The sequence below is a fragment of the Flammeovirgaceae bacterium SG7u.111 genome (genome assembly GCA_034044135.1).
In the GTDB taxonomy this organism is placed as follows: domain Bacteria; phylum Bacteroidota; class Bacteroidia; order Cytophagales; family Flammeovirgaceae.
Genome location: CP139021.1, coordinates 552,910 through 578,226, shown reverse-complemented (window position 1 = coordinate 578,226; position 25,317 = coordinate 552,910). Strand labels below are relative to the sequence as shown.

General features: G+C 41.8%; 19 protein-coding genes and 1 pseudogene. 5 read left to right on the top strand and 15 right to left on the bottom strand.

Going from position 1 to position 25,317, the window contains the following annotated elements; all coding sequences use genetic code 11:
• The first annotated feature begins 114 nt into the window (after window positions 1-114).
• Window positions 115-1,635 carry a RagB/SusD family nutrient uptake outer membrane protein gene (locus tag R9C00_02345; GenBank protein WPO36281.1) on the top strand — a complete coding sequence of 507 codons (1,521 nt, stop codon included), beginning with the start codon at window positions 115-117 and terminating at the stop codon, window positions 1,633-1,635.
• A gap of 90 nt (window positions 1,636-1,725) precedes the next feature.
• Here R9C00_02345 and R9C00_02340 read toward each other — a convergent pair whose 3' ends face one another.
• Complete coding sequence (locus R9C00_02340; protein ID WPO36280.1) at window positions 1,726-2,769, bottom strand: hypothetical protein; 1,044 nt, start codon at window positions 2,767-2,769, stop codon at window positions 1,726-1,728.
• A gap of 61 nt (window positions 2,770-2,830) precedes the next feature.
• The gene (locus R9C00_02335) at window positions 2,831-6,877 is read right to left on the bottom strand and encodes a response regulator (GenBank protein ID WPO36279.1); all 4,047 of its coding nucleotides are present in this window, start codon (window positions 6,875-6,877) and stop codon (window positions 2,831-2,833) included.
• Window positions 6,878-7,116: 239 nt separating this feature from the next.
• On the opposite strand from R9C00_02335, the gene R9C00_02330 reads away from it, so the two are divergent.
• From R9C00_02330 to R9C00_02320, 3 genes are all read left to right on the top strand, one after another.
• Window positions 7,117-8,496: a DUF1080 domain-containing protein gene (locus tag R9C00_02330; GenBank protein ID WPO36278.1), complete on the top strand. Its 1,380-nt coding sequence runs from the start codon at window positions 7,117-7,119 to the stop codon at window positions 8,494-8,496.
• Between the two features lie 91 nt (window positions 8,497-8,587).
• Window positions 8,588-9,928 carry a Gfo/Idh/MocA family oxidoreductase gene (locus tag R9C00_02325; GenBank protein WPO36277.1) on the top strand — a complete coding sequence of 447 codons (1,341 nt, stop codon included), beginning with the start codon at window positions 8,588-8,590 and terminating at the stop codon, window positions 9,926-9,928.
• A 135-nt stretch (window positions 9,929-10,063) separates the two neighbouring features.
• Window positions 10,064-11,272, top strand: coding sequence for a Gfo/Idh/MocA family oxidoreductase (locus R9C00_02320; GenBank protein ID WPO36276.1), 1,209 nt, complete (start codon window positions 10,064-10,066; stop codon window positions 11,270-11,272).
• A gap of 75 nt (window positions 11,273-11,347) precedes the next feature.
• Here R9C00_02320 and R9C00_02315 read toward each other — a convergent pair whose 3' ends face one another.
• Genes R9C00_02315 through R9C00_02305 form a run of 3 tightly spaced genes read right to left on the bottom strand, consistent with a single transcriptional unit; the run spans window position 11,348 to window position 12,811 of the window.
• Complete coding sequence (locus tag R9C00_02315; GenBank protein WPO36275.1) at window positions 11,348-11,779, bottom strand: hypothetical protein; 432 nt, start codon at window positions 11,777-11,779, stop codon at window positions 11,348-11,350.
• Between the two features lie 31 nt (window positions 11,780-11,810).
• Entirely contained in the window at window positions 11,811-12,224 is a 414-nt protein-coding gene (locus R9C00_02310) for a hypothetical protein (GenBank protein WPO36274.1), read from the bottom strand.
• 47 nt (window positions 12,225-12,271) lie between these two features.
• Window positions 12,272-12,811, bottom strand: a complete 540-nt coding sequence (locus R9C00_02305) for a sigma-70 family RNA polymerase sigma factor (GenBank protein ID WPO36273.1) — start codon at window positions 12,809-12,811, stop codon at window positions 12,272-12,274.
• A gap of 278 nt (window positions 12,812-13,089) precedes the next feature.
• Between R9C00_02305 and R9C00_02300 the strand changes: the two genes are divergently transcribed.
• Entirely contained in the window at window positions 13,090-13,983 is an 894-nt protein-coding gene (locus R9C00_02300) for a DMT family transporter (protein ID WPO36272.1), read from the top strand.
• Here the strand turns inward: R9C00_02300 and mtaB are convergent.
• From mtaB to R9C00_02250, 10 genes and pseudogenes are all read right to left on the bottom strand, one after another.
• Complete coding sequence (gene mtaB / locus R9C00_02295) at window positions 13,973-15,319, bottom strand: tRNA (N(6)-L-threonylcarbamoyladenosine(37)-C(2))-methylthiotransferase MtaB (GenBank protein ID WPO36271.1); 1,347 nt, start codon at window positions 15,317-15,319, stop codon at window positions 13,973-13,975. The two genes, R9C00_02300 and mtaB, sit on opposite strands and share 11 nt — an antisense overlap.
• A 312-nt stretch (window positions 15,320-15,631) precedes the next feature.
• Window positions 15,632-16,984 carry a BatD family protein gene (locus R9C00_02290; GenBank protein WPO36270.1) on the bottom strand — a complete coding sequence of 451 codons (1,353 nt, stop codon included), beginning with the start codon at window positions 16,982-16,984 and terminating at the stop codon, window positions 15,632-15,634.
• Complete coding sequence (locus R9C00_02285; protein WPO36269.1) at window positions 16,978-18,720, bottom strand: VWA domain-containing protein; 1,743 nt, start codon at window positions 18,718-18,720, stop codon at window positions 16,978-16,980. Before R9C00_02285 ends, R9C00_02290 begins: the two co-directional genes overlap by 7 nt.
• Window positions 18,713-19,714, bottom strand: a complete 1,002-nt coding sequence (locus R9C00_02280) for a VWA domain-containing protein (protein WPO36268.1) — start codon at window positions 19,712-19,714, stop codon at window positions 18,713-18,715. Before R9C00_02280 ends, R9C00_02285 begins: the two co-directional genes overlap by 8 nt.
• Window positions 19,715-19,719: 5 nt before the next feature.
• Complete coding sequence (locus R9C00_02275; GenBank protein ID WPO36267.1) at window positions 19,720-20,181, bottom strand: DUF4381 domain-containing protein; 462 nt, start codon at window positions 20,179-20,181, stop codon at window positions 19,720-19,722.
• 5 nt (window positions 20,182-20,186) lie between these two features.
• Complete coding sequence (locus R9C00_02270) at window positions 20,187-21,119, bottom strand: DUF58 domain-containing protein (protein ID WPO36266.1); 933 nt, start codon at window positions 21,117-21,119, stop codon at window positions 20,187-20,189.
• 219 nt (window positions 21,120-21,338) lie between these two features.
• Window positions 21,339-21,632 (bottom strand): hypothetical protein, encoded by a 294-nt coding sequence (locus R9C00_02265; GenBank protein ID WPO38758.1) that lies wholly within the window; start codon window positions 21,630-21,632, stop codon window positions 21,339-21,341.
• Window positions 21,633-21,698: 66 nt separating this feature from the next.
• Window positions 21,699-22,331: pseudogene (locus tag R9C00_02260) on the bottom strand (AAA family ATPase).
• Window positions 22,332-22,401: 70 nt separating this feature from the next.
• On the bottom strand, window positions 22,402-23,430 hold the full coding sequence (locus R9C00_02255) for an HAD family hydrolase (protein WPO36265.1): 1,029 nt from the start codon (window positions 23,428-23,430) through the stop codon (window positions 22,402-22,404).
• 94 nt (window positions 23,431-23,524) lie between these two features.
• Window positions 23,525-25,048, bottom strand: a complete 1,524-nt coding sequence (locus R9C00_02250) for an arylsulfatase (GenBank protein ID WPO36264.1) — start codon at window positions 25,046-25,048, stop codon at window positions 23,525-23,527.
• Between the last annotated feature and the right edge of the window lie 269 nt (window positions 25,049-25,317).

Below are 25,317 nucleotides of genomic sequence, written 5' to 3'. Positions count from 1 at the left end.
ATCTATTTAGTCTTTCGGGTTAACCGGTCATACATTTGACCTTTATACCTAGCTCATTAATATAATAGGTATCGAAAAGCAAAATGAATTATAAGTCTTTATAAATATAATATCATGAGTAAAAAAACCATTATTTCCATAATTGCATTCGCAATTTTTACGATAGGTTGCTCAGATGAATTTTTAGAAACTGAGCCATCGGAATTTATCTCTGCCAATAGGATAGAAGAGATTTCAGAGATAAACCCAGCTTTACAAGCATCTAACTTACAAGGTATATATGCAAACATGTATCTTCCTGAAACAGGAGGTACTACAGGTGCTGATGATTTCGGACAGAAGGGTTATGATATAATGAGTGATTTCCTTTCAGGAGATTTGGTACTAGGAAATACAATCTACGGATGGTATTCAACTTTTACCCAATATCAAATAACTGTAGATTATACTCAATTAGACAATTATCAGTTTTGGAGATACTATTACAGAATTATTTTTGGTGCAAATTTTGTCATAGACGGTCTTGGTGGAGAAGATGCAACTCCAGAAACAGTAGAGGGTCAGTATATTATGGGTCAAGCTAAAGCAATGCGTGCTTATGGCTATTTCTACCTAGCCCAGTATTTTGATGAGGAATATGATCAAAGCTCAATGTTACTCCCCATATACAGAAATACAAGTGTACCAAACCAACCACTTTCTCCTACTAGCGATGTTTACAACTTGATTGTATCAGACTTAACTGATGCTATCACCTTGTTAGATGGATTCTCAAGGGATGGTAAATTTGCAGTAAATCAAGATGTTGCTAGAGGGTTACTAGCATATACTTATGCAGCCATGGGAGATCACGCAAATGCTGCCGCACAAGCTGAGGCTGTAATCAATACAGGTAGCTATAGTATTAAGATCAAAGAAGAGCAAGGTACTTTCCTTGATTTAGACGATGTTGAAATACCACTAACAGATTTAACCAATGGCTTCAATGACGTAAGTGATCCAAGCTGGATGTGGGGGACTGATTTAACCTCTGATATGGGGCTCGGTCTTACCTCTTGGTGGGGTAAAATGGATTTATTCTCTTACAGCTATGCTTGGGCTGGTGATTATAAGAGTATCAACTTTGAGTTATACAATGCAATACCTGCAGATGATATCCGTAAATTTCAGTTCAATGCTTTTTCCGCTGACGATTATGTAGCTGTAAATAAATTTTACTCTCCTGAAAGACAAATTGGTGGAGCTTCTAGAGTAGTAACTTCTGACTTGGTTTATATGCGTATTGAGGAGATGTATTTGTTACATGCCGAATCTGCAGCAAAATCAGGAAATGAAGCTGGTGCAAGGACTTCTCTTAAGGCAGTAGTAGAGGAAAGAGTTCCTGATGCTTCGTATATAGATGGACTTTCTGGACAAGCATTATTGGATGAAATCATCTTACAAACTAGAATTGAGTTCTTTGCCGAAGGTAAGTCTTACCTTCTTAAAAAGCGTAATAAAATAGATATAGTGACAGGATCAAACCACATTCATATCCCAAACACAACTTTGGCTATCGATAGTGACGAGTTATCTGTAAAAATCCCCCAATCTGAAATTCAGAATAACCCTGAAATTTCACTGGGAGATATTTAATTGTAGTAACAATACAGTTAATTTATATTACGAAAATTTCAAAGTCCAACGAGTTTTACTCGTTGGACTTTTTTCTTTCTATCTACCCTTCTAATTACTTTCTAAATCAAACTTTGATTCTTTTATCCCCCCAAATACTTCCCCCAACACCCCCTCCGCGTCCTTCCCCTGCGGTGTAAATCCAGTTTCATAATTTCGCCCCTTCCGTTCGGTCAAATACCATTTCCAAAAAAATGCACCGGCATATACTTCTTCCTTTTGCCAAATCTCAAAAAAAGCTTGGTAGGCAATTGCCTGGGGAGATTCATTTGGCTCTTTGGGTTTGTCTTTTATCCAATGACCCGCAGTGTTATAATCGGTGCTTTCATAGCCTATTTCAGTAAAAAGCAAAAGCTTCTCATGTTTTTCAGCAAATGCTACCAGTTCGTTTTTAGGCTTTTCCCAGCCAGTTAAAAGCTCATCTAGCGTTGGCGATTTTTGCTCGCTCAGGGGGAAATACCCATCTACCCCTATATAATCGAGCTTATCCCAAAATCCTACGTTTTGGTAATTATCCCAATTGGAAGCGTAGGTTACCTTTCCTTTGAAACATCCCCTTACTTTATTGATTAACCCCTCCCAAAACTCCCGTCGAGCAACCACTGCCTTTCTGTACTCACAGCCAATGCAGAATAATTCTACCTCTAGCGAATCGGCGAGTTGGGCATATTTCAAAATATAACTTTCGTAATCCTTTTCCCACACTCCCCAATCTTCCTCAGTTTCCAACTCAAAATCACCAGGCCAACCCTGTCCCCTCACCCACACATGCGGCTTCAACATCACTTTCAGTCCCTTGGCCTTCGCCAGTTGGATTTGAGCAGTCGCTCCTTTACTATGCTCGCCCCACCACTGCCTTTCCGCATCGAAATGTACATTTGGCTTGCCTTTCATGCTAAAAGCATAGGGAATTACCGCAACCCATGAAGCACCCACCTCCACTACCGAACTGAAAGAAGTACTATCCACTGGCTGAGGAGGGGCAACAAGGCTCAAACCATTGATGGTTATTTTCTCAGGTTTTTGAGAGGAAGAAAAATGGAAAAGTAAAAACAGCAACAATGCTGAAGCAAAGATATAATATACAATTTTCATAAAGCGAGGTCGATGTCAGTACCTCGAAAGTACAGGATTTTGTGGAGTTTACTTTGAGTTATTAACCAAATTTTCTCACCCCCACCTCCGCTCTATGCTGCGAGGGCGTAGTGCCAAATTCTTTTTTGAAATTAGTCCGAAAATGGGCTTGGCTCTGGAAGCCTACCTCGAAGCAAACCGCAGAAACTGGAATATTCCCTTCTTGTAAAAGGGCTGATGCTTTTCGCAGGCGTTCTTTTTTGAGGTATTCGTTGGCAGAAAGTCCTGTCAAGCTCTTGAACTTTCGATAGAAAGTGGAGCGGCTCATGCCCAACTCATTTCCCATTTTTTCTATGGAAAAATCAGGATTGGAAAGGTTTTCTTTCACACAATTTTTCACACTTTCCAGAAATGCCTTATCGGTACTGCCAATTTTGAGGGTATCGGCTGCTTTGAGCAAATCATCTTCCGCCCAAGTTTTTACCGACTTGCGGTTATGAAGCAAGGCTTTCACCCTCGCTAGCAACAATGCAGGCTCAAAAGGCTTTTCTATAAAATCATCTGCCCCAGTGCCAAAGCCCTTTATCTTGGTTTCGGTATCGGTTTTGGCAGTAAGCAAAATAAGCGGAATATGAGCCGAAAGCGGGTTTTCTTTTATTTTTTTACCAAAAGTCAGACCATCCATCACAGGCATCATAAGGTCTGAAACCACCAATGCAGGGCTTTCATTGTCTACTATTTTCAGCGCCTCTGCTCCATTTGACGCTTCCTGCACGGCAAACTCCGCCGAAAGTACTTCCCGTATATATTCCCTTAGTTGAAAATTATCTTCCACCACCAGTACTTTCGCCCCTGAACTTGGCAACTCAAACGATGGCATAGGAGCTTTCTCTAATTTCGCAGGCTTTGCGCTAACTTGTCTTTTTCCATTCAGCACTTCAGCAGGGTAATGCTCTTTTCCTTTTTTAAAACTTACGCTAAAACAACTGCCATTTTCCAACTCACTTTCTACCTTCACATTCCCTTGCATTTGCTCGGCAAAAACTTTCACTAGCGTGAGCCCAATTCCATGCCCGGTTATCCCCTGCCCCGCTTCTGAGCGGTAAAAACTATCGAAGATATGGGGTAACTCTTTAGAAGAAATCCCAATTCCATCGTCTTCAAAATTGAGCAACACCTCTGCTTCACCTTCCTCTAACCTAAGGGTTACGTTCCCCCCTTTTCTACTGTATTTGATCGCGTTAGAAATCAAGTTATAGCAAATATGCTCCAGTTTGTCAGGGTCGAGCCAAACATCTTTTTTTTTCAAATAATCCAAGAAGTGAAGTCGGATATTTCGCTTACTAGCCAAAGGTTCAAAACTTTCAAATAGCTCTTTACAAAATTTACTAAGGTCGAAATGAGAAACATGCAGCCTAGATTTTCCTTGGTCAATTTTTCGCACTTCAATCAGTTGGTTCGTCAAGCGAAGTAGCCTTTTTGCATTGTCCTTCACCATAGAAAGGGACTTTGTAGGGTTTTTCGATTCCTTGGTAAGGAGCATTTCCAGATGCCCCATAATGAGCGTAAGAGGTGTACGGAACTCATGGGAAACCGTGGTAAATACATTCAGTTTGGCTTCATCCGCAGCGTGGACTTTCATGGCCAACTCTACCATTTCATCCTTTTGCCTCACTATTTCCTCGTTCTGCTTTTTCAGTTCCGAAGTTTGTAAATCCACCTGCTGTTTTAGCTCTTGGTTAGCCCTTTTTATCTGCGCCAAGCGCAAGTAATACAACAAAACAAGTATTCCTATTACAAAGGCTGAAACAAGTAGTTTGAACCAAAGTGTAGCCCAAAAAGGCGGATGGATTACAATGTCTATTTCCTTGTAAAATGCCCCCCAATCCGAATCGATGAGGGAAGTTTCAATCCGCAAAGTATAATTCCCAGGAGGTACGTTGGTGAAAGAAGCCTGTCGATTATCGGGGTTGGCATATATCCAGCGGTCTTCGTAATTGAGTAACTTGTAGCGATAACGAACTGGGTTGGGACTAAGCACAGGAACGGCATCAAACCCAAAGGAAAAAGTATTATTCGTATGCTTTAGCGAAAGCTTATCTAACTGATAAACTGGCTCATATATCATCACTTCTCCTTCAAACTCTTGCCCAGGCAATATAAGCTGGTTGAACAACTTGAAGGAGTGAATGATGGGCTTAGGGCTTTCAGGTTTTTGCCCAAAATTCTTAGGGTGGAAAGAAACAAAACCTGTATACCCACCAAAATAAATACTTCCATCAGCCCCTTGGGTAAAAGCATCGTCCATAAAATAGAAATCGTGGAGGTAAGCATCTACTTCCAAGGTTTGAGAATTGATACGGTTCAAGCCCCTGCCTGTACTTATCCAAACATAGCCCTTTTCATCGGTAAAGATTCCATAGATTACATTATCCGTCAGCCCATTCGATTCATAAAGTCTCTCTATTTTTTTAGTTTTAAGATCAATAATATTCAAGCCATTATGCGTGCCTACCCACATTTTCCCATCAAGCTTCACCAGGCAATAAGCCTTGTTATCTGAAAGACCATTTTCTACATTATAAACTCGAATATTATCTGGATCAGTTTCCGAAAAAAACACTACTCCTCCCTGATCTGTCGCCAACCAAAAATTCCCTTCGCTGTCTTTTTCCACATCCCGGAAAGCAGAAAATTGCCTACCTTCTAGGTTAGGGTACAATGTAACCTCTTTAGTAGCTAAGTCTAAGGATATCATATAAGCCCCTACAATCACCAACTCCCCTGGTTCAAACTCGTTTAATACCCTTGCCCGAATATTTTCAGACCAGCGTTTAGTTACCTCATCGAGGGTAAGCGTTTGTTTTTCTTCATCGTACAAGTACAAACCTGCTCCGCCCCCTACCCAAATATTCCCTTGGCTATCTCTATACATCGATCGGAAAAAGGTCTCTATTTGCTCACTATAAACCTCAATAGGGGTAAAATGCTGCCCTGTGGCATCCATCAAACCCAATCCCGACCGGTCAAACGCTACCAAATAGCCATCTTTCTTTAAAGGTAGAATTGCCCGGATGGGGTCAGAGTATTCTTCATCAAAATTTTGAGGGACAAAATAATAGCCAAACCTATTTCTTGCTTTATTATAAATATTCACCCCATTTTTTAAGGTAACAATCCAAGTATTTCCAAGCGCATCGGTAAACAATTGCTGAATAAGTTCACCAACTATTGCCCCTCGTCTATTTGCATTTGGCTTGTGGCTCTCAAATTTAAAAACTCCTTCCTCCAAACTTACGCTGTACAAAGCCCTGCGAGAAATAAGCCAGTAGCGCTCCCCATCATAAGAAATGTCGGTCACTTTCCTTTCTGGCACTTGTGAAGCACTTAGTTCGTCCAACACAAATAGAAGTTCATTACTGCTAAAATCACTTTTCAGACGGTGCACGCCTGATCTAGAAGCGTAATAACACTCACTCTCATAAAAGTTAAAAGCAAATACCTTTTCCCCAACTTCGTAGACTTTTTTGAGGGTTAAAGGCTCTTCCCATTGGTAAAAAGCAAGGCTATTTTTGTGAGCTATACAAAGCATACCATTTGCTAAGCTTTGCACCGAGACTACAGGCAGGGGAAGGTAAACAGGCGTGATCGAACGTGTATCTGGATCAAAGACAATCAACTTGTTATCAGTTGCAATTAGCAGTTGACCATCTGCCAAGCCCTCCATTCCTTCAGAATTTTGCAAACCTCTAGGAAGGATAGAGTCAGGAAATACTTCAAAAGCTTGAGAAGCGGCGAGGTAACGGTTGAGCTGGCCTGTGTTAGTAACTATCCACATGTTCCCTTCAACTCCTTTTGCAAGCTTTCCTATATAATTGCTACTGATACTGCCTTCTTTACCTGGCTCGGGCTTAAATGTATTGAACTCATAACCATCGAAACGGTTCAGTCCGTTGAGCGTGCTGAGCCAGATATACCCCAAATCGTCTTGGGCAATATTGAATACAGAATTTTCCGAAAGACCATTGGAAGAATTGTAATGATGGAAATAAGCTGGCTGCGCAGAAGCCGCCAAACTTCCCACTACAAGAACTACCCATAAGAACAGTTTTCTACTTCTCACCTTCATATTTCTATTAACTCGCTAACCTATAATACTATGCCTTGAAGAAGACATAGTATACAAGCGGTAGATTTGTGTCTTGAAACAAAAAACAGCTGTTTCATAGCATAAATATAACATTTTGACACAAATCAGACGCTATATGAACCAAAACCATTCCCTACCTCCTAGCTCAGCTAGTACATTTGTAACCTCACAAATACCCTAATTTTTTACTAAAAATCGTACAAACTTAAATTTTGAAAATGAAAAACATTTCTTTACTCTCGCTCCTATTAATAATGGCAATAGGACTTCAAGCCCAAGATGGAAAATGGGAAGAACTATTCAACGGAAAAAATCTTAAAGGTTGGAAAGTCCTCAATGGTGATGCCGAATACCACATAGAAGACGGTCAGATTATTGGTACTAGTAAAATAAAAACTGCCAATACCTTTTTAACCACCAAAAAATATTACAGCGATTTCATCTTGGAATATGAGATGAAAATGGACAGAGGTCTAAACTCTGGCGTGCAGATAAGAAGCAACAGCCTCCCCGAATATAACAATGGGCGCGTGCATGGCTACCAAGTAGAATGCGACGATTCACAACGAAGCTGGTCTGGCGGCATATTCGATGAAGCCCGCCGAGGTTGGTTATACCCGCTCGAATACAACTTACCTGCTAAAAAAGCTTACAAAAATGGTGAGTGGAACAAATACAGAGTGGAAGCTGTAGGAAATTCTATCCGCACGTGGGTAAACGACGTTCCTGTATCAAATGTGATCGATGATCTTACCGCCGAAGGGTTCATTGGCTTACAAGTCCATAGTATTGGCAATGATGAAGAAAAAGCAGGAAAGGAAATCCGCTGGAGAAACATCCGAATCATGACTGAAGGCTTGGAAAAGAACCGCAAGCCTATGAAGGGAGTAAGGGAAGTGAGCTACCTAAAAAACCAACTTACTGATACTGAAAAAGCAGAAGGCTGGAAACTCCTTTGGGACGGAAAAACAAACAAAGGATGGAAAGGTGCTAAGCTCGGCGAATTCCCTAAAAAAGGATGGGAAATGAACGATGGTATCCTTACGGTTAAGGCAAGTGATGGTGCTGAATCTGAAAACGGTGGTGACATTGTAACTGAGAAAAAATACAAAAACTTCATTTTGGAAGTAGATTTTAGGCTGAGTGAAGGAGCTAATAGCGGTATCAAATACTTTGTAGATCCTGATCTCAACACGGGCAAAGGTTCGGCTATTGGCTGCGAGTTCCAGATCTTGGACGACAAAAAGCATCCGGATGCCAAAAAAGGTGTTTCTGGAAACAGGACGCTTGCTTCTCTATATGACCTCATTCCTGCCAACGGCACTCTTTTCGATCCACACCTAAGACAAAAAAGATCTAACGGAATAGGTTCTTGGAACAGGGCTCGCGTAGAAGTGAGAGGAAGCAAAGTAGCCCACTACCTTAATGGAATCAAAGTAATAGAATACGAAAGGGGCACTCAAATGTGGAAAGCATTGGTTGCTTACAGCAAATACAAAGATTGGCCAAACTTTGGCGAAGCAGAAACTGGCCACATTCTTCTCCAGGACCACGGCGACAAAGTAGATTTCAAAAACGTGAAAATCAAAGAATTATAATAAATATAAGCGCAAATACCCACCAAAAAAGGGTTAGCCTTAAATGGTTAACCCTTCATTATCAAACCCGACTTACTCAAAAAACATAAATATGAAAAACGATTCGAGAAGAAACTTCATAAAAAAAACAACGCTTGCATCAGGCGCGCTAGGCTTAGGCATGGTAGGGCTTTCAGCAAAAAGCTATGGTAGAATTTTAGGTGCAAACGATCGAGTAGCCGTTGCCCAAATTGGCTGTAAGAGGAGAGCTGGAGCCATGAAAGATGCTTTTGAGATGCTGAAAGATAAAGTAGATGTGAAATATGTGTGTGATATCTACCTCCCCCAAATGGACAAATTTGGCAAAGAGCTCAATGACGTATTGGGCTACACTCCTAAAAAAGAAAAAGACATTCGTAAAGTACTTGAAGACAAGGAAGTAGATGCGATTATCAACGCCACTCCTGACCACTGGCATGCACCGGGCACATGGATGGCTCTAGAAGCAGGAAAACACGTTTACGTAGAAAAGCCATGTAGCCACAACCCTCGCGAAGGTGAGCTTTTGGTAGCCTACCAAAAAAAGTACAGCGATAAGATTGTCCAGATGGGAAATCAGCAACGCTCTGCACCTGAGTCACAAGAAATAATAAAAGACATTCATAATGGCGTAATAGGCGAAGCATACCAAGCTATTGCTTTTTATTCTAATGATCGTCCTAGCTTATACAACACCAAAGCCGTTCCTGTTCCCAAAGGCTTCGACTGGGATTTATTCCAAGGACCTGCTCCAAGGGGTGAATATTTAGATGCTTTCTTCGACTACAACTGGCACTGGTTCTGGCAGTTTGGTACAGGTGAAACAGGCAACAACTCTGTACACGAAATAGATATTGCCCGCTGGGCATTGCAAGTAGACTTCCCTGACCATGTGTCTGTAAACGCTGACAAGTTTCATTATTCGGACGATGATTGGCAAATGTATGATACTATGGATGCTACGTTTAAATTTGGCAAGAAGATCATCCAATGGGACGGAAGGAGCCGTAACAGCTTCAAAACATACGGTGCCGGACGTGGAACTATCATCTACGGAACAGAAGGTTCTGTATTTGTAGATAGAAATGGCTACAAGTTGTATGACAGAAGTGGAAAAATGGAAAAAGAAGTGAAGGCGGGTTCTATAAGCTCAACTACTGGCCTAGGCGGCGGCGGTAATGCCACTAACTTGCATGTGAAAAACTTTCTAGAAGCTGTAAAAGGAACGGTAAAGCAAAACTCACCAATTGACGAAGGAGCTACAAGTACTTTAATGGGGCATTTGGCCAACATTTCTTACCGCACAAAATCTGACTTGATATGCGATCCTAAAAATGGACATATTCTTAAAAACAAAGCTGCTATGAAACTTTGGGGCAGAGAATACGAAAAAGGATGGGAACCAACTATTTAAGCAAAGCAACCTTTAGAAGTTGAACTCAATGCCTCCTTTAACAAATAACTTTAGTAAATTTATTCCCTCCCTTCTAAAAATAAGCAGGGAGGGAATTACTTCACAACCCAACTTCGAATAAAACATCAAGTAAGTATGAATGAAATTAATAGAAGAAAATTCATAGGTAAAAGTGGCTTAGCACTCACAGGTTTAGCCGTAGGTTTTCCAGCTATTGCCAAAAACTTCGCAAGCCATTCGGCTAACGATAAAGTGAACCTTGCGGTAATAGGCGCAGGCAGCAGAGGTCGTGGCTTAATGAAAATCATGCAAGATGTCCCGAGCATACAGATGGTAGCTGCTTGTGATGTAAGACAAAAGAACCTTGATAAAGCGAAGGAGCTTATTGGGAAAGGAGCGAAAGGCTACGTCGATTACCGAAAGCTATTAGAGGATAAAGATGTTGATGCCGTTCTTATCTCTACTCCGCTTTCCATGCATTCCCAAATGGCCATTGATGCCCTTGATGCTGGCAAGCATGTGTATTGCGAAAAAACTATGGCCTACGATGCCGCACAAGCATTGGCGATGGTCAGCAAGTCTAAAGAAAATAAGGATTTAATCTTCCAGACAGGCCACCAGTACCACAGCTCTAGGTTGTACACCAAAGTGGTCGATCTTATTAAAGAAGGGAACATAGGCAAGGTGATGGGCTTTGAATGCCAATGGAACAGAAACGGGGACTGGAGAAGAAAAGTTGATGATCCAAAAAATGAGCGATTGATAAATTGGAGGATGTACCGCGAGTACTCCAAAGGCTTACTAGCCGAGCTTTCATCTCACCAAATAGACTTTGCCAACTGGGTGACCGATTCGCATCCTGAAAGTGTAATAGGCTCGGGAGGAATAGACTACTGGAAAGATGGTAGAGAAACCTATGATAACACCCGTGTTATTTTCAATTACCCCGGAGGAGTAAAGGCCACCTATACTTGCCTCACCTTCAATTCATATTCCGATTACCGTATCAAAGTATTTGGAGATGAAGCGACCTTGTTCTTGGGCTACGACGATGCTAGAGCTTACTTAGAGGGCAAAAAGAAAAAAGAACTTGGCGTGGTAGATGGCGTGAGCGGAGCCACTATTAGGAAAATGATGGCTGAGGACGAGTCCATTGAAATAAAATCGGACAATATGGATCCTTCCAAGCAAGCCTTGGTCGATTTTGCCGACTCAATCCGAAACAACACCGAACCTATTTCCAACATCCAGACTGGAGCTAAAGCTTCATTTGCGGTTTCTATGGCACTAGATGCCATCATGACCGACAAAAGAGTTTATTGGAAGGATGAGTATAATGTATAACCTTCCATTGCCAACATCAAAAAAGCCCGACAAACCTAGTTTATCGGGCTTTTTTGATGTTGTACTCCATACCAATCAATTTCCTTGACCGTACTTTTCTAATAATTTCTTCCTAAACTGAGTCTCTGCATAATACAGAGCAGCTACTTGGCGTGGGGTCAATGTTTCCATAAACTTGTCGAGGAACTTTTTCTCTATAGCAAGCTCTTCTTCCTTCACGGCCATCATGGTTGATAGGTCAGCGGTAAGTTGCTCGTCCGATTTAGCCATAAAGCCTCTCTTAAGCTTATTGAGCTTCATCCTGTTCGTTCTTTTTTCCTCCTCGTAAGTATTATAAATTGGGAAAAACTTGGCTGCATCTTCATCCGTAAGTGCCAATGTTTCTCTTATATACTGCTCCTTGTATTGGTTCAGTTTCTCCCTAGTTTCTTTACTTTTGGGTTGGGCAAAAACTATAGTTCCTACTAACAGCAGGGGCAGTACACTTCCCAATCGGATAATATTCATTTTTTGCATGACTTTTTTTTCTCTATTTCAACTACAAATATTCATCTATATCTTCAATATCGATAAAATGCTCGATCACTTCGGGGGTAATTTCCAACTCTTCGCCCGGATAAAGCCCTACAGGGTCGTTAGTTTGCGAAGCTAATTCCACCAGTTCTTCAGGGCTGATATCTTCTTCCATCAAATACAATTTAATATCAGCCTTGCTCAAAGACGAGAAAATATCTTGCTCCTGCTCTACCTCCTTTGGAGTAAAATAAAACCAAGAAAAAAGTAGCAGACAAAAAGCGAGTGAAGGAAAGGCTATTTTAAAAATAGGTAAAGCCTGTTCCAACCTAGTATTTGATCGCTTTGCAGCCCTCGCCTGTATTTTGGTAGATAACTCCTCAAAATACCCTTCTGGAGTTTGAAAAATATTCCCTTTATCTATATCTTCTAATTTCATTTTTTCTCCTTTTTTATACTACTAAGATTAAGAAAAAAGCGAATGGTTTAATCGTCGCTTAACTGCGCCTCAATTTTTTTAACTGCCAAATGATAGGATGCTTTCAATGCTCCCACAGATGTCCCCAATACTTCCGAAATATCTTTGTAAGGCATATCCTCGAAGTATTTCATATTAAAAACTAGCCTCTGTTTGTCGGGTAGTTTCAGCAGGGCTTTTTGCAATTTTTTCTGCACCTCGTCCCCCGAAATATAAGCTCCGCTATCAATCTGGCTGGAAAGTTCAGCACCTACATCGTGGATTGGGATGAAGTATTTACGTTTTTTCTTAGTTAAAAAATTGAGGCACTCATTGGTAGCCACTCGGTAAATCCAAGTGTAAAGCTGCGAATTTCCTTTAAAAGAATCTAACTTGTTCCATAGCTTGATAAAAACCTCCTGAGTAAGGTCATCCGCATCCTCATGGTTTATCACCATCTTGCGCACTAGCCAATACACCCGCTCCTGATACTTCCTCACCAGCAAATTATAGGCATAGTGCTTCGTAGCAGGGTCACTGAATTTCTCTAGCAGTTCTTGATCTTCCAAGTAAAGTTTGATTTAAAGGTTTTGGCAACAGCGTTAGTTAGTTTTCCTCTTTTGACAAACTCCTCCACCAAAAGTTTAATCGCTAAAGAAAACTTGACTATTCTCCTTCGCGCTTTAGCCATATTAAGCTAAAACACCTTACTTTCAATGATTTTGAGCATAACCTTATTTTTTTAGGTTACTTTTTTCAATATTGCAATATGGAAGGTGCTAAGAAATATAAATAGTTTTTTAGTGATTTTTCGATTAATGCAGACTTGGTACTTTAGATTCCCCAAATGCTCACCAGAAATTTTAGTGATTACTTATGGCTACACCTGATAATTCTGCTGAGCAGTATTATTCCAGTAATTGTTATATACATAAGTATTCCTGCATTTGAAATCGTTTTTTATCGAACTATTGTTGCTACCCTATTTTTGGGAAGTATGCTTTATTTCAAAAAAGTAACTATCAGGCTCAACATAGAAGAGTCATTACGATTAATGTTGAGTGGTGTCCTTACTGCCATTTACTGGATTCTTCTCATTATTTCCGCCAAAATTTCCAACGCATCGGTCTGCCTCATTGGGATTTCGACATCACCACTTTGGACGAGCTTTATCACGCCTTTTGTCAACAAAGAAAAGTTTAGCTACCTCCAGATTATTACGGCACTGCTAGTTATTCTCGGTATAGTAGTGATTACCCGGCAAGGTTTTGAACATCCTATAGGACTTACAGTCAGTATAATAGCTGGTTTTTTTGGTGCGCTTGTTACCATTATAAATGCTCGGCTTAGTAGAAACTACAATCACTACATCATTAGCTTTTACCAAATGGCGGGAGCTTGGCTGGGAACTATTGCCCTTGCGCCTATCTACTATTTCGTATTCGACTCCAACTGGAACATAAACCTTAACCTTACGCCAAGAGATGCCTTGCTGATATTAGTACTGGTACTCATTTTTTCGGTGTACATGTACTCCAAGTTTATTCAGCTAATGCGATCGGTTTCGCCTTATATCGTAACGCTCACGGCTAACCTTTCTCCTGTGTACGGGATGATTATTGCCCTGATTTTTTTGGGTGAAAGCGAAAAAATGAGCCTAAGTTTTTACGAAGGCTCAGCTATTATTATTGGGGCAATTCTTTTTTACCACATTGCCAAAAAGTACGTTCCTACTCGCTAACAACCACCTCTGTTTCCAACACTTCCGAAAGCACATGCCCTTTTTCGTTGATTTCCCCTAGTTTCACCCTTCTTACTTGATTCACAAGCGATGGATCATAAGGAACTGCAACTCGGATGTAGTTTTCGGTGAAGCCATGGATAAGGTCGTTATCAATATCTTTTTCGAACAAAACCGTAGCAGTTTCCCCCAAGTATTTTTCATAAAAAGCCCTTCTCTTTTTCTCCGATAAAATCCTGAGCATTTTAGAGCGTTTGTTCCTCTCTGCCATTGGCACTACTCCACCCATTTCTACTGCCTCGGTATTGTTCCGTTCCGAGTAGGTGAACACGTGCAGGTATGAAATATCCAGCTCGTTGAGGTAATTATAGGTGTTCAGAAACTCCTCCTCTGTCTCCCCAGGAAAACCTACGATCACATCCACACCTATACAGCACTTAGGCATCAATTCTTTGATATTCCTCACCCTGTCTGTGTAAAGGTCGCGGCGATAGCGGCGGCGCATTTGTTCCAATAACTTATCTGAACCAGATTGCAACGGAATATGGAAATGCGGTACAAATCGTTCGGACTGCGCTACAAATTCGATAATCTCGTTAGCAAGCAAATTAGGTTCGATAGAAGAAATACGGAATCGTTCAATTCCCTCAACCTTGTCTAGTTCTTTGGCAAGTTCAAAAAAGCTCGTTTTTCTTCTTCCATCTATAATTCCAAAATCACCCAAATTCACCCCTGTGAGCACAATCTCATTCACATCGGTTTGGGAAATTTCCCTCGCATTTTTCAATACATTTTCAATGGTATCGCTGCGGCTCTTTCCCCTAGCCAGCGGAATAGTACAAAACGTACAGTTGTAATTGCAGCCATCTTGAACCTTTAGGAAAGTCCTCGTGCGGTCGTTGAGCGAATAGCCACTTACAAACGAATTTGCCTCACTCACTTCCGAAGCCAACACTTTTGGCGCATCTTCTTTCACAAATCCATCGAGCAATTCGATAAGCCTAAATTTCTCAGCTGCACCCAAAACAGCATCTACCCCAGGGATTTCTGAAATTTCTTTGGGCTTGAGCTGGGCAAAACAGCCGATGATAGCCACAAAACTATCGGGGGAAATCTTTTTGGCAGACTTCACCACTTGCTTACATTTCTTGTCGGCATTTTCCGTCACCGAGCAGGTGTTGATGATGAAGATGTCGGGCGTATCTTCAAATGCAACTTTTTGGTAGCCACTTTCCTCAAACTTGCGGGAAATGGTAGACGTTTCCGAAAAGTTGAGCTTGCAGCCCAATGTATAAAAAGCAACTTTCTTGTTCGTTTTCTCTGCAAAAGTACCCATCTGGATATCCTCTTTTTGAATAAATGATAGCTGTTTTTGTCCCCTACTCCAAACCAACTCAGTAGTTTATCAAGTTGATAGTGTCGGAAGAATTTGGATGAGTTTAGAAACAGAACGAGGCAAAAAACGCAGGCATAGCTGGAAGCTATGACGAGTATTTTTAACGACGTACTGTTTTAAAAATCGCCAAATTATTCGACAGAATTAACTGGATGAACTACTCAATATCAACAGCCTAAGAACCTGCAAAGGTAATGAAAATAGAGTTTAGAAACTAGAGCGGGAATAACCTGAAGGCTACAAGATAAAAGACTACGGGTTCAGCCCATCTAAAGAATGCCCTTTTGCTTTGACTGAATTCTCTTTTTTCAAGGTTTTTCGGAGAAGTCCCACCTTTTTTGCCCATTGGCTCAAGTCATTTTTAGGAAGGCTTTCGGCAGGGCTATGAAAAAGTGCTTGTTCTACTTTCTCTGTTTCTTTTTCAAGCTCATCTTCAGAGGAAGCATCACGCAGATTAGGCGCATATTTTCCAGCCCTAAACCGGTCGTACCAAGCATATAAGCTGTTCAAACTTGCCTTAGGGTCATCTGCCCCCACCGACTTTTCAAACTTATCGAACCAAAATTCTTCACTTTTCCTGTACGCTTCTCTTTTGGCTTTTTGCCACTTTATCACACGCAAAAAGAGCTTGATAAGAAGCCAAAGAACAACCAAACCAATCGCTAGCAAAACCAATAATTCCTTCAAGCTCAAACCAAAATAAGTTGCTTCGGCTTCTTCCTCTTCGGGGGCATTTGCCCTATTCAGGGCATCGAGCGAGTCCTTCAGCGAAGCTAGCACGTCTAAATCTGGATTAGGCTGAATGCTGATTTTCCGAGGTTTTGTTTCCCTAAAATAGTTTTTATTGAGGTATGGATTCCACCATTCCATCTTCACCGCAGGAACTTCAAACTCGCCTTCTTTTTCCAACAAATAGCTGTACCGCTCTATCCTCGTTCCGTTAGCATCTTTGTCGTCCCGTTGGTCTTTCAGCTCTGCGGTTTTAGGATAAATACTCCCAAATTCGGGTTTCTCAATGTCCAAGGGTTCAATAAAAGACGGAAGTGTTCCATTCGCTCGGATCGTAATGGTCCTTTCCACCACGTCGCCCACCTTCAGTTTATCCAATGGTTTATTCCATTTTTCATTGATAAAAACGCTTTTGGCTACCATCCAATGGTCAGCATCTTTTCCAGCAGGGACTTCGTTCACCTTAAACGTGACCGCTTTGGTGCGAATGGTGACGGGAACAGCCTTGTAATCGCCCTCGGGCGGTGAAGTGGTTTTTATTTCGAGGGGAGGGAAAGTAAACTCTCCTGCTTCGTAGGGAAAAACGATGTAGTAAAATTCCAGCCCAGCATATTTTTTTTTGTCAATGTAATGAATTCCGCTTTGGGTTCGCTGGAAAGGGATGGTGAAGGCATTTGTGATCTGTAAGTTCCCATAGTCGAGCGGTGAGGTAAACCAAGTAGCCGTCAGTACCGTGATGGTGATTTTCACCGGCTGCTTCACCACCACTTCCCGTGGTGAAACCTTTACCGTGGCAAAAGCTTCCACTTGTGCTTTGGCAATATTCCCCAGCAGTAATCCACACACCAACAAGCTTATTTGAACAAACCTTACCATCTATTTTTGGTCTTTACCGAATCTAACTTATACTTTTCTACCTGATATTTAAATTTCCTCTTCAAAAATTCTGAAGGGTCGTCCGAAATTTTGCGAAGCAGCACATTCGAAGCCTTTTCACCAGCTCCAGACTCAAAATCCTCGGGAGGCCGCTCCAATTCTTCCGCTTTTCGCACACCCGTTTCCACCTCATCGGTCACCCTATCACCCGTTTCGGGCAACTCATCTACTTGCGTGTCGGAAGTCAATTCTTCGTCTTCACCTTTGGCAGTCCGCTCGTTAAGTGGAGGTTGGTCTTCTTTTTTGTTCTCAGGTAGCCTCGTAGAAGTTGGGTCGATACTCCGCAGCGAATCGATCTCCATCATCCGATCTTCTGTCTGTTTCAGGCTTTTTTTAGCTGCGTCGAATTCTGGATGTGCTTCTGCCAATTCTTCAAAAACCTGTTGGGCTTCTTCAAAACGCTGGGCAGCCACCAAAGCCAAGCCTTTGTTGTACTGCGAGTTCAAAGAAGTGTCTTGTTCGAAGGCAAAAATTGCTGCATCGTAATTCCCCGCTTTGTAATAGGCTACGCCCTTGTTAAAAGGATCTTGGTAAAGTGCTGCCGCTTTTTCAAAGTCACCTTCATTGTAGCTTTTTTGCGCTTGATAGTCTTTGCTATACCACAGATCTTCCCACGTTTTTACCTCGCCGCAAGAAGGCAGCACCAAACAAAATACCAGGTTTGCCGCCACTACCCACCCTCTTCTGAACCAAAAAAGAATCAGTACCAACAGCGGAATGAGCAGGTAAAAACCAACATCTTTCCAAAGCTTTTCGTCTTTTTCATCTTCTTCTTGGAATGTCAAATTGTCCCGAACTTTCTTGGCAATAATCTCCATATCGGAGTTGTCGAGCGTAAGCGTATTTACATTAATTTTGGGATGGTTCTGTAATTGAAAAATCACTTCGGGGTCAAGTTTGGAAACTACTTTTTCTCCTGCCTTATCTTTAAAAAAAATTCTTTTCCCATACGAAGGAACAGCTCCGCCTTGCGGTGTAGCCATTGCCAAAAGTTCTATGCTGTGAGGTGTTTCGTTTACCAATTTTTCAAGATAAAAAACATCTTCTTGTTCAATATTATCGGTGATGAGCAGCAGCGTACTTGGGGCAACCGTCCTGCTCAATATCGTATCGGCAAGGCTTATTGCTTGCTCCATATTTGTCCCCAAAATGGGCATCATGGCAGGCGACAGTGTTTCGAGATGGTGTAAAATCAGTTTGGAATCGGTGCAAGGAGGAATGACGATATGGGCTGTCCCCGCAAAGGCAAACATTCCCGTTCTCGCCCTTGGTTTGGCATCTAGTAAGTCTTTTATCTTGAACTTTGCCCGCTCCAATCGGTTCGGCTGCATGTCTTCCACCAGCATCGAATTAGAAAGGTCTATCCCAATCAATAGCATGGCTTCTGTCTTTGCCCCAGGCACTTCCACCCGTTCCCAAGTAGGACCAGCTATGCCGAGAACCGCCAGCGAAACCACTAGCACGTAGGTGAAAATCGGCAGCACCACAGCCCATTTACTCCCTTTTTTGGTCATAAACTCCCGAAGGTGATCAGGAATCACTTTTAGCCATTTTTCATTTTCTCTTTGCGAGAAAAAAAGCAGTAACAGCACCACAAGCATAGGCACAAAAGCCCAAAGCCAATCTGGTCGGAGGAAATGAAATTCCGAGAAGTCAGTTTCTAGCCATCTATCCATTGCTCGAAAGTAATTTTTGCATAATGATATTCCGAAAGCTTATCACAAAAAAGAATACTAAGCTAAATACCAAGAAAGCCATCAACGGGTAATAATACAAAAGCGTAACAGGTTTGTAATCCTCTTCTTCATATTCTATCGGCTCTAGCTCGCCCAGTTCTTTATAAGCCATTTTGAGTTGTTCCTCATCAATTGCCCTAAAATATTTCCCATTGGTTAGGCTCGAAATTTCTTTCAACGTACCTTCATCCAAGTCCGAATTTAAAGAAGTAGGGTCACCTATGCCCAGTGTATAAACCACCACGCTGTCCCCCGCCGCCATGTTTGCCGCATCTAACGGAAGAATTTCACTGCCCGAATCTTGCCCGTCGGTAAGGAGTAAGATCACTTTTTGCTCCAAAGTATCCGCTTCAAAAAGCTGGAGGGAATAGGCAATAGCCTTTCCTATGCTGGTCATTTGCCCCGCCATTCCCACATCGGTTTGGTCGAGTTGCCATTTTACCACATCCAGTTCGGTAGTGAGCGGAGCTTGCAAATAGGCATTTGTTCCAAAGAAAATCAATGCCATCCTGTCCCCTTCTCTTTGGTCAATAAAATCGCCCAGCACCTTTTTCAGAGCCTCCCATCGGGTAACTTTTTTGCCATCTAGCTCCCAATCTTTGGTTGCCATGCTGAAGGAAATATCTGCCGTTATCACAAAGTTTCTGGAGGTTTTAACTTTCATTTCAGGCTCGCCAACCAGCTGTGGGGAAGATGCCGCCGCCAATAGCAACAACCACAGCACAAACAAAGAAACCCAGCGAAACCAGTTGCGAGGAGTTATCCACGCCCCCGACCGAGGTTTTTGCCCCGTTGCAGCGCCTGCCCTTTCCAAAAAAGGCACTACCAAGGCTTTTTTCCGCCTTTTGAGCGGAGGTATAAGCCAAATAACCAACAAGGGGAGCGGTGCCAAAAAGAACACCCACGGATACGCTATTTCAAAAGTTTCCTTCATCTAATCTAACTCCTATGGTTTTCAATCCATTTGACGGCATTGTGCTTCAGAAGTTCTTTTTCTTTCCCTTCCAAAAACCTGCTTTTCTGGTAATTTGCAATGGACAGAAAATCAGCCAATTCTTTCTCGAAAAATGCTTTTTTTGTTTTTTGGTTTAAAAAAGCCACCCACTCTCGCCCGTACAAAGCAGCCACTTTTTCTCTACCAAAAGTATGAACAGCTACCTGTTTCAAGATTTTATTCACTTGATTGATGGATAATTTTTCATCCTTCGCACAGTCATCTATTTGGGCAATAGCCTCTCTTCTATACTTGTTTTTTTTGTACGATGCCCACCTAACAGCCATCATTATCCCAAATATCAAAAAGCCCACAGCCATTAAAATATACCACCCAAGGGCATCAAAAGTAAATGCTACTGTTTGTGGCTCTATGAGCTGACCAATATCTTGGTTGGTTTCAAGCATATTTCTTATTTGTGTCTGTTGGCAAAAGTTGAAAAAACTGTTTTCAATTGCTCGTTTGCCGAACTAAGCGTATCGAGTGAAACTACAGGGATTTTGTAGGTAGTTAATTTCTTTTTGAAAAAACTGATATGATCTTCAAATTGCTCACGAAATGTTTCGTGGCTTTTTTGTTTTCCTTTTTTCCATAATACTTGTTTGTCCCCATCCGAAAACAAAAATGGGTTGTCGGGAATTGCCTCTTCCATAGGGTCGTTGATGACGGCTACAATTACATCGTTGTGCTGATCTAACTTGATAAGGTGCTGAACCGTTTTTTCATCGGCACTACTAAAGTCGCTGATCACTATTATCACATTATCATGACTAATAGATTTTATGGCTTGAAAAAGAGCCTTATTTAAGGTATTTCCTTCAGCATGGATCTTCTCTCGCTGGGCAGCTTTCTCATTTGCCTCTACCATTAGCTGCAAAAAGCGCAAGACTGATTTCCGGTTTCGCTTAGGGTTAACTAACTCGGTAGTATCATCTGAAATAATCATCCCGCCAAAGCGATCACCTTTGGAAAGTGCTTTGAAGCCTGAAAGTGACGCCAATTGAGCAGCTATCACCGATTTGGTAAACTCCACCGACCCAAAAAACATGGAGCTACTCTGATCTACTATGGTAAAATTTGGCCGTTCTTTTTCCTCGTTAAAAACCTTTGTATGTGTCTTTTTGGTCCGAGCCGTCACTTTCCAATCTATGTTCCGGATGTCGTCACCATTTACATACAGCCTCGCCTCTTCAAAATCCAATCCTCGCCCTCTCAACTTAGATGCATAGGGTCCCGCCAATACCGAATAAACAGGCTTTTTGGGCATAAGTCCCGCCCTGCTCACTAGGTACTCGAGCTTCATTAGCTCTGGCAAAGACGCGACTACTTGGGGTGGGTAATGCATAACAAAAGAATTTTCAAATGATATCTTCGAATAAAAAAGGGGGTAGGTATTAGTTAAAATGACAAGCTAACTTTGAAACCGTTCAAAGAACACTTGAGGCCAATTTTAAGGCACGAGCGAGACGCTCGCGCCAGCTTTCTTCTTTAAAAGATCTTTTATAAGTGGTTAGAAAATGATTCATAAGAGCAACTACTTCTTGCTTCTAACCTCTAAATAATATCAAGCAACAGCTACTACTTTCAATATTTCATCTATCACTTTTTCGGGAGTAATTCCCTCAGCGTTTGCCTCGTAGCTCAACATTAGCCTATGGCGAAGCACTTCGTAAATAATCTCCCGCACATCGTCTGGAGTTACATACTCCCGACCATTGAGCCAAGCGACTACCCTTGCGCATTTGTCCAAGGCTATTGTCCCTCTCGGGCTTGCGCCAAATTCAATCCACTTAGCCAGTTCTTCCCCGTATTTTTTTGGAAAACGGGTCGCATCTATCAAATCGACGATGTACTGCACAATGGCATCGGAAGTCTCCACATTTTTGATTTCCTCCCTCGCTTGCAAAATCACCTCTTTATCTATCGCTTCTTGCTTTACAGCATGCCCCTTGCTTTCGCTTCTCACCAGTTTCAAAATAGACTTTTCATCATTGCTACTCGGATATTCAATGACCACTTTCATCAGAAATCGGTCGAGTTGGGCTTCGGGAAGTGGATACGTCCCCTCCTGCTCTACTGGATTTTGCGTAGCCATTACCAGAAAAAGTTTATCCATAGGATAGGTTTTTCCTGCTACAGAAACTTGCCTTTCCTCCATAGCTTCTAGCAAAGCCGATTGTACTTTGGCTGGAGCTCGGTTAATTTCATCTGCCAGTACGAAGTTGGCGAAGATTGGCCCTTGTTGGAAAACAAAAGCTTCTTCTTTATTGTCAGGTTGGTAAATCTCTGTACCAGTAATATCCGAGGGAAGTAGATCGGGCGTGAACTGGATTCGGCTAAGCTTGGCATCTACATTTTTGGCAAGGCTCTTTATAGCTCGGGTTTTAGCCAAGCCGGGGAGGCCTTCCATCAATAAGTTTCCATCTGCCAAAAGCACCACCAAAATCTTCTCTACTACTTTTTCCTGCCCTATTATGGATTGGTTTATCCTCGATTTAAGTTCTTCTATTTTGGTTAATAATTCACTCATATTTTTTTTAATTACCGAAGTGGTTTGGGGTTGTTTTTTAGAAAAATCAGCTTGTAGTTTCTAGTGATAAAAGCCAAGACCTACCTCGACTCTACTTTTAGTTCGATAACTCAAAAGGGTAAACCAACTTCCAATCTTCTTGCATATCAATTACCGTCCAACCTTTTTCCCCTGCTTCGTCCAAGCCTTTATCAAGTCTTCCAATATGCGACTCTCGATCATACGCCCACTCCCTCACCGAGTCGGTGTGGTGCAGGTATAACTTAAAACTCGCTCCTTCGCCAGCATCTGTCCATTGAAGCATTTGCAAATCGCCATCGGAGTTGCCCGAGGCAAAAATAGGCCTCCGCCCAATGAACTTATGAATACCGACAGGCTTTCCTGCTTTATCGTCTATAAAATCGATTTCGGGCAGCCTCATTATTCTAGCACCGTTTTCGTCCATCACAAATTCTGTTTTGATGCTGCTCCCCACCACTTGGTCGTTCGGGATTCCATATACTTCTTCTACCCAAACACGCATAAAATCGACCCCTCCTCCTGAGACAATAAATGTTTTAAATTCATTGGCACTAAGGTAGTACAGCAGCTCCAACATGGGTTGGTACACAAGTTCGGTATAGGGTCTTTTAAAGCGAGGATGCGTGGCCGTTTCTAGCCAGTTTTTCACTGTTTGGGCAAACTCTTCGGTAGTCATTCCCGCATGAGTTGCCATCATCAGCTCCAATAATCCATGTTCGCCAGACTTCGCTACCGTTTCCATATCATTTTCCAGTACCGCTTTAAAAGGCTGCTTTTCTGCCCATTCGGGGTGCTCAGGGGCTAATTCTTTCACTCTGTCAATCACGAATAGCAACTGGAAATACATCGGCTGCTCAGACCAAAGGTTGCCGTCGTTGTCAAACGTAGCCACCCTATCCTTCGCATCTACAAAGCTAGGGTTATTAGAATCGGTTACTTTTTCTACAAAATCAACTATTGCCGCTTTGGCTTCTCCATCATTCCAAGAAGGAAGTGGGTCAATGGTTACTTCGGGTGGTGCTTCCGTAGGCTTGGTTTCGGAGCAAGCGGAAAAGAAAAAAAGAATTGCAATAAAAAGGATGAAGGGATGATTAGACTTGCCCATAATTGTAGCTAAATAAAAATAAGGAGAGAAAATATAAAAAAGATTGCGAGCCAGCACGGTTTGCCTACCCGCAACCTTCAGATCAAATCAATTTTTAGTTCCCATCATACCCAGCCTCTAGCTTTTCCATCACTTGATCCAGCGAGAAACTAGCAGCTTTTTGTCTTGGAGGATACTCTTTAAAAGTCATTAAAAATTTCCCAACATATTCTTGGGCAGGAACTAATAAGAACACATGATCCAACAACCAATCATAATAGGTGTTAGATGTTACAGTAGCAAACTCATACGGATCTCTTCTCAGGTTGAAAATTAACGGAACACGTAGAGGCACAAAAGGTTCTGCCCATACATCCAGTGTACCTTTAGATTTTTGTTCTAAAAAAACCATTTTCCAATCATTATACCTCAAAGAAGTAAGGTCTCCATCGTCCGAGAAATAGAAAATCTCGTTCCTAGGTCCTTCTTTTTCATCCCCTTTAAAATAAGGCATAAAGTTGTACCCATCTAGGTGCACCTTATAAGTCATATCCCCTCCTTTCTTTCCTTTTAGCAAGTCCTCTTTTAGGTTGGAGTCACCCGCAGCGGCCAAAAAAGTTGGCATCCAGTCCATGTGATGCATGATCTCGTTGCTGATAGAACCTGGCTTGATCACACCTGGCCATTTTACCATAGCAGGAACTCTCCAGCCACCTTCCCAGTTGGTATTTTTCTCCCCTCTGAAAGGGTTTACACCGGCATCTGGCCACGTATTTTTGTGAGGGCCGTTATCTGTGCTGTAAAAAACAATGGTGTTATCAGCAATCCCAAGCTCGTCGAGCACTTTCAGAAGCTCACCTACATGCATATCATGTTCTACCATTCCATCACCGTACCCATTCTGACCAGAAATCCCTCTGTGCTCTTCTTTTACGTGCGTTCTGAAGTGCATACGTGTGCCGTTCCACCAGCAGAACCATGGCGTACCTTCTTTTTCTTTTCTTTTTATGAAATCAATAGCCGCCGCCACAGTCTCATCGTCTATGGTCTCCATTCTCTTTTTGGTAAGAGGGCCTGTATCTTGGATAGGACCATCGGCCGAAGACTTTATTACCCCTCTTGGGCCAAACTTCTTGCGGAACTCAGGGTCTTTTGGATAATCTGGCAATTCTGGCTCTTCCTCGGCATTGAGGTGATAAAGATTACCCAAAAACTCGTCAAATCCATGGTTGGTCGGCAAGTGCTCATCCTTGTCCCCCAAGTGATTTTTACCAAACTGCCCCGTGGCATAGCCCTGTGTTTTGAGCATTTCTGCAATAGTGGGATCTTCTTTTCTCAAACCTAGATCTGCTCCTGGCAAACCAACTTTACTCAAACCTGTACGGAAAACGCTTTGCCCAGTGATGAATGATGACCTTCCCGCAGTACAGCTTTGTTCGCCATAATAATCGGTAAAGATCATTCCTTCTTTGGCAATCCGATCTATGTTAGGAGTTTGGTAACCTACTAGCCCCATAGTATAGGCACTAATGTTAGATTGGCCAATATCATCGCCCCAAAGCACGAGGATGTTAGGCTTTTTCTGCGCAAAAGCAACAGAAGTGCATACCGCTAGCAATAGCGTAAACAAATGTTTCATAGTTTCAGAAATATGTTATTAAAAATATGTAAAAGTGAGTTTACAATCCTTTCAAATGAGTAGTTGGGTATTTTTGAAAGATTTAGTCTGCTGGGAAAGTTCTTGAAGACTCTAGAAAAAATCAGTGTCTCTCAAAATTAGGTTGTTATGATATGTCTAAGTACTATTTGATCGTAAATGTTTAATTTTTTTTTACCAAAAACAAGTCTGAAACATGTTTCTTGTCCCAAGAAAGAAATTATTTTCTACAGATACAACACTTTACTTTT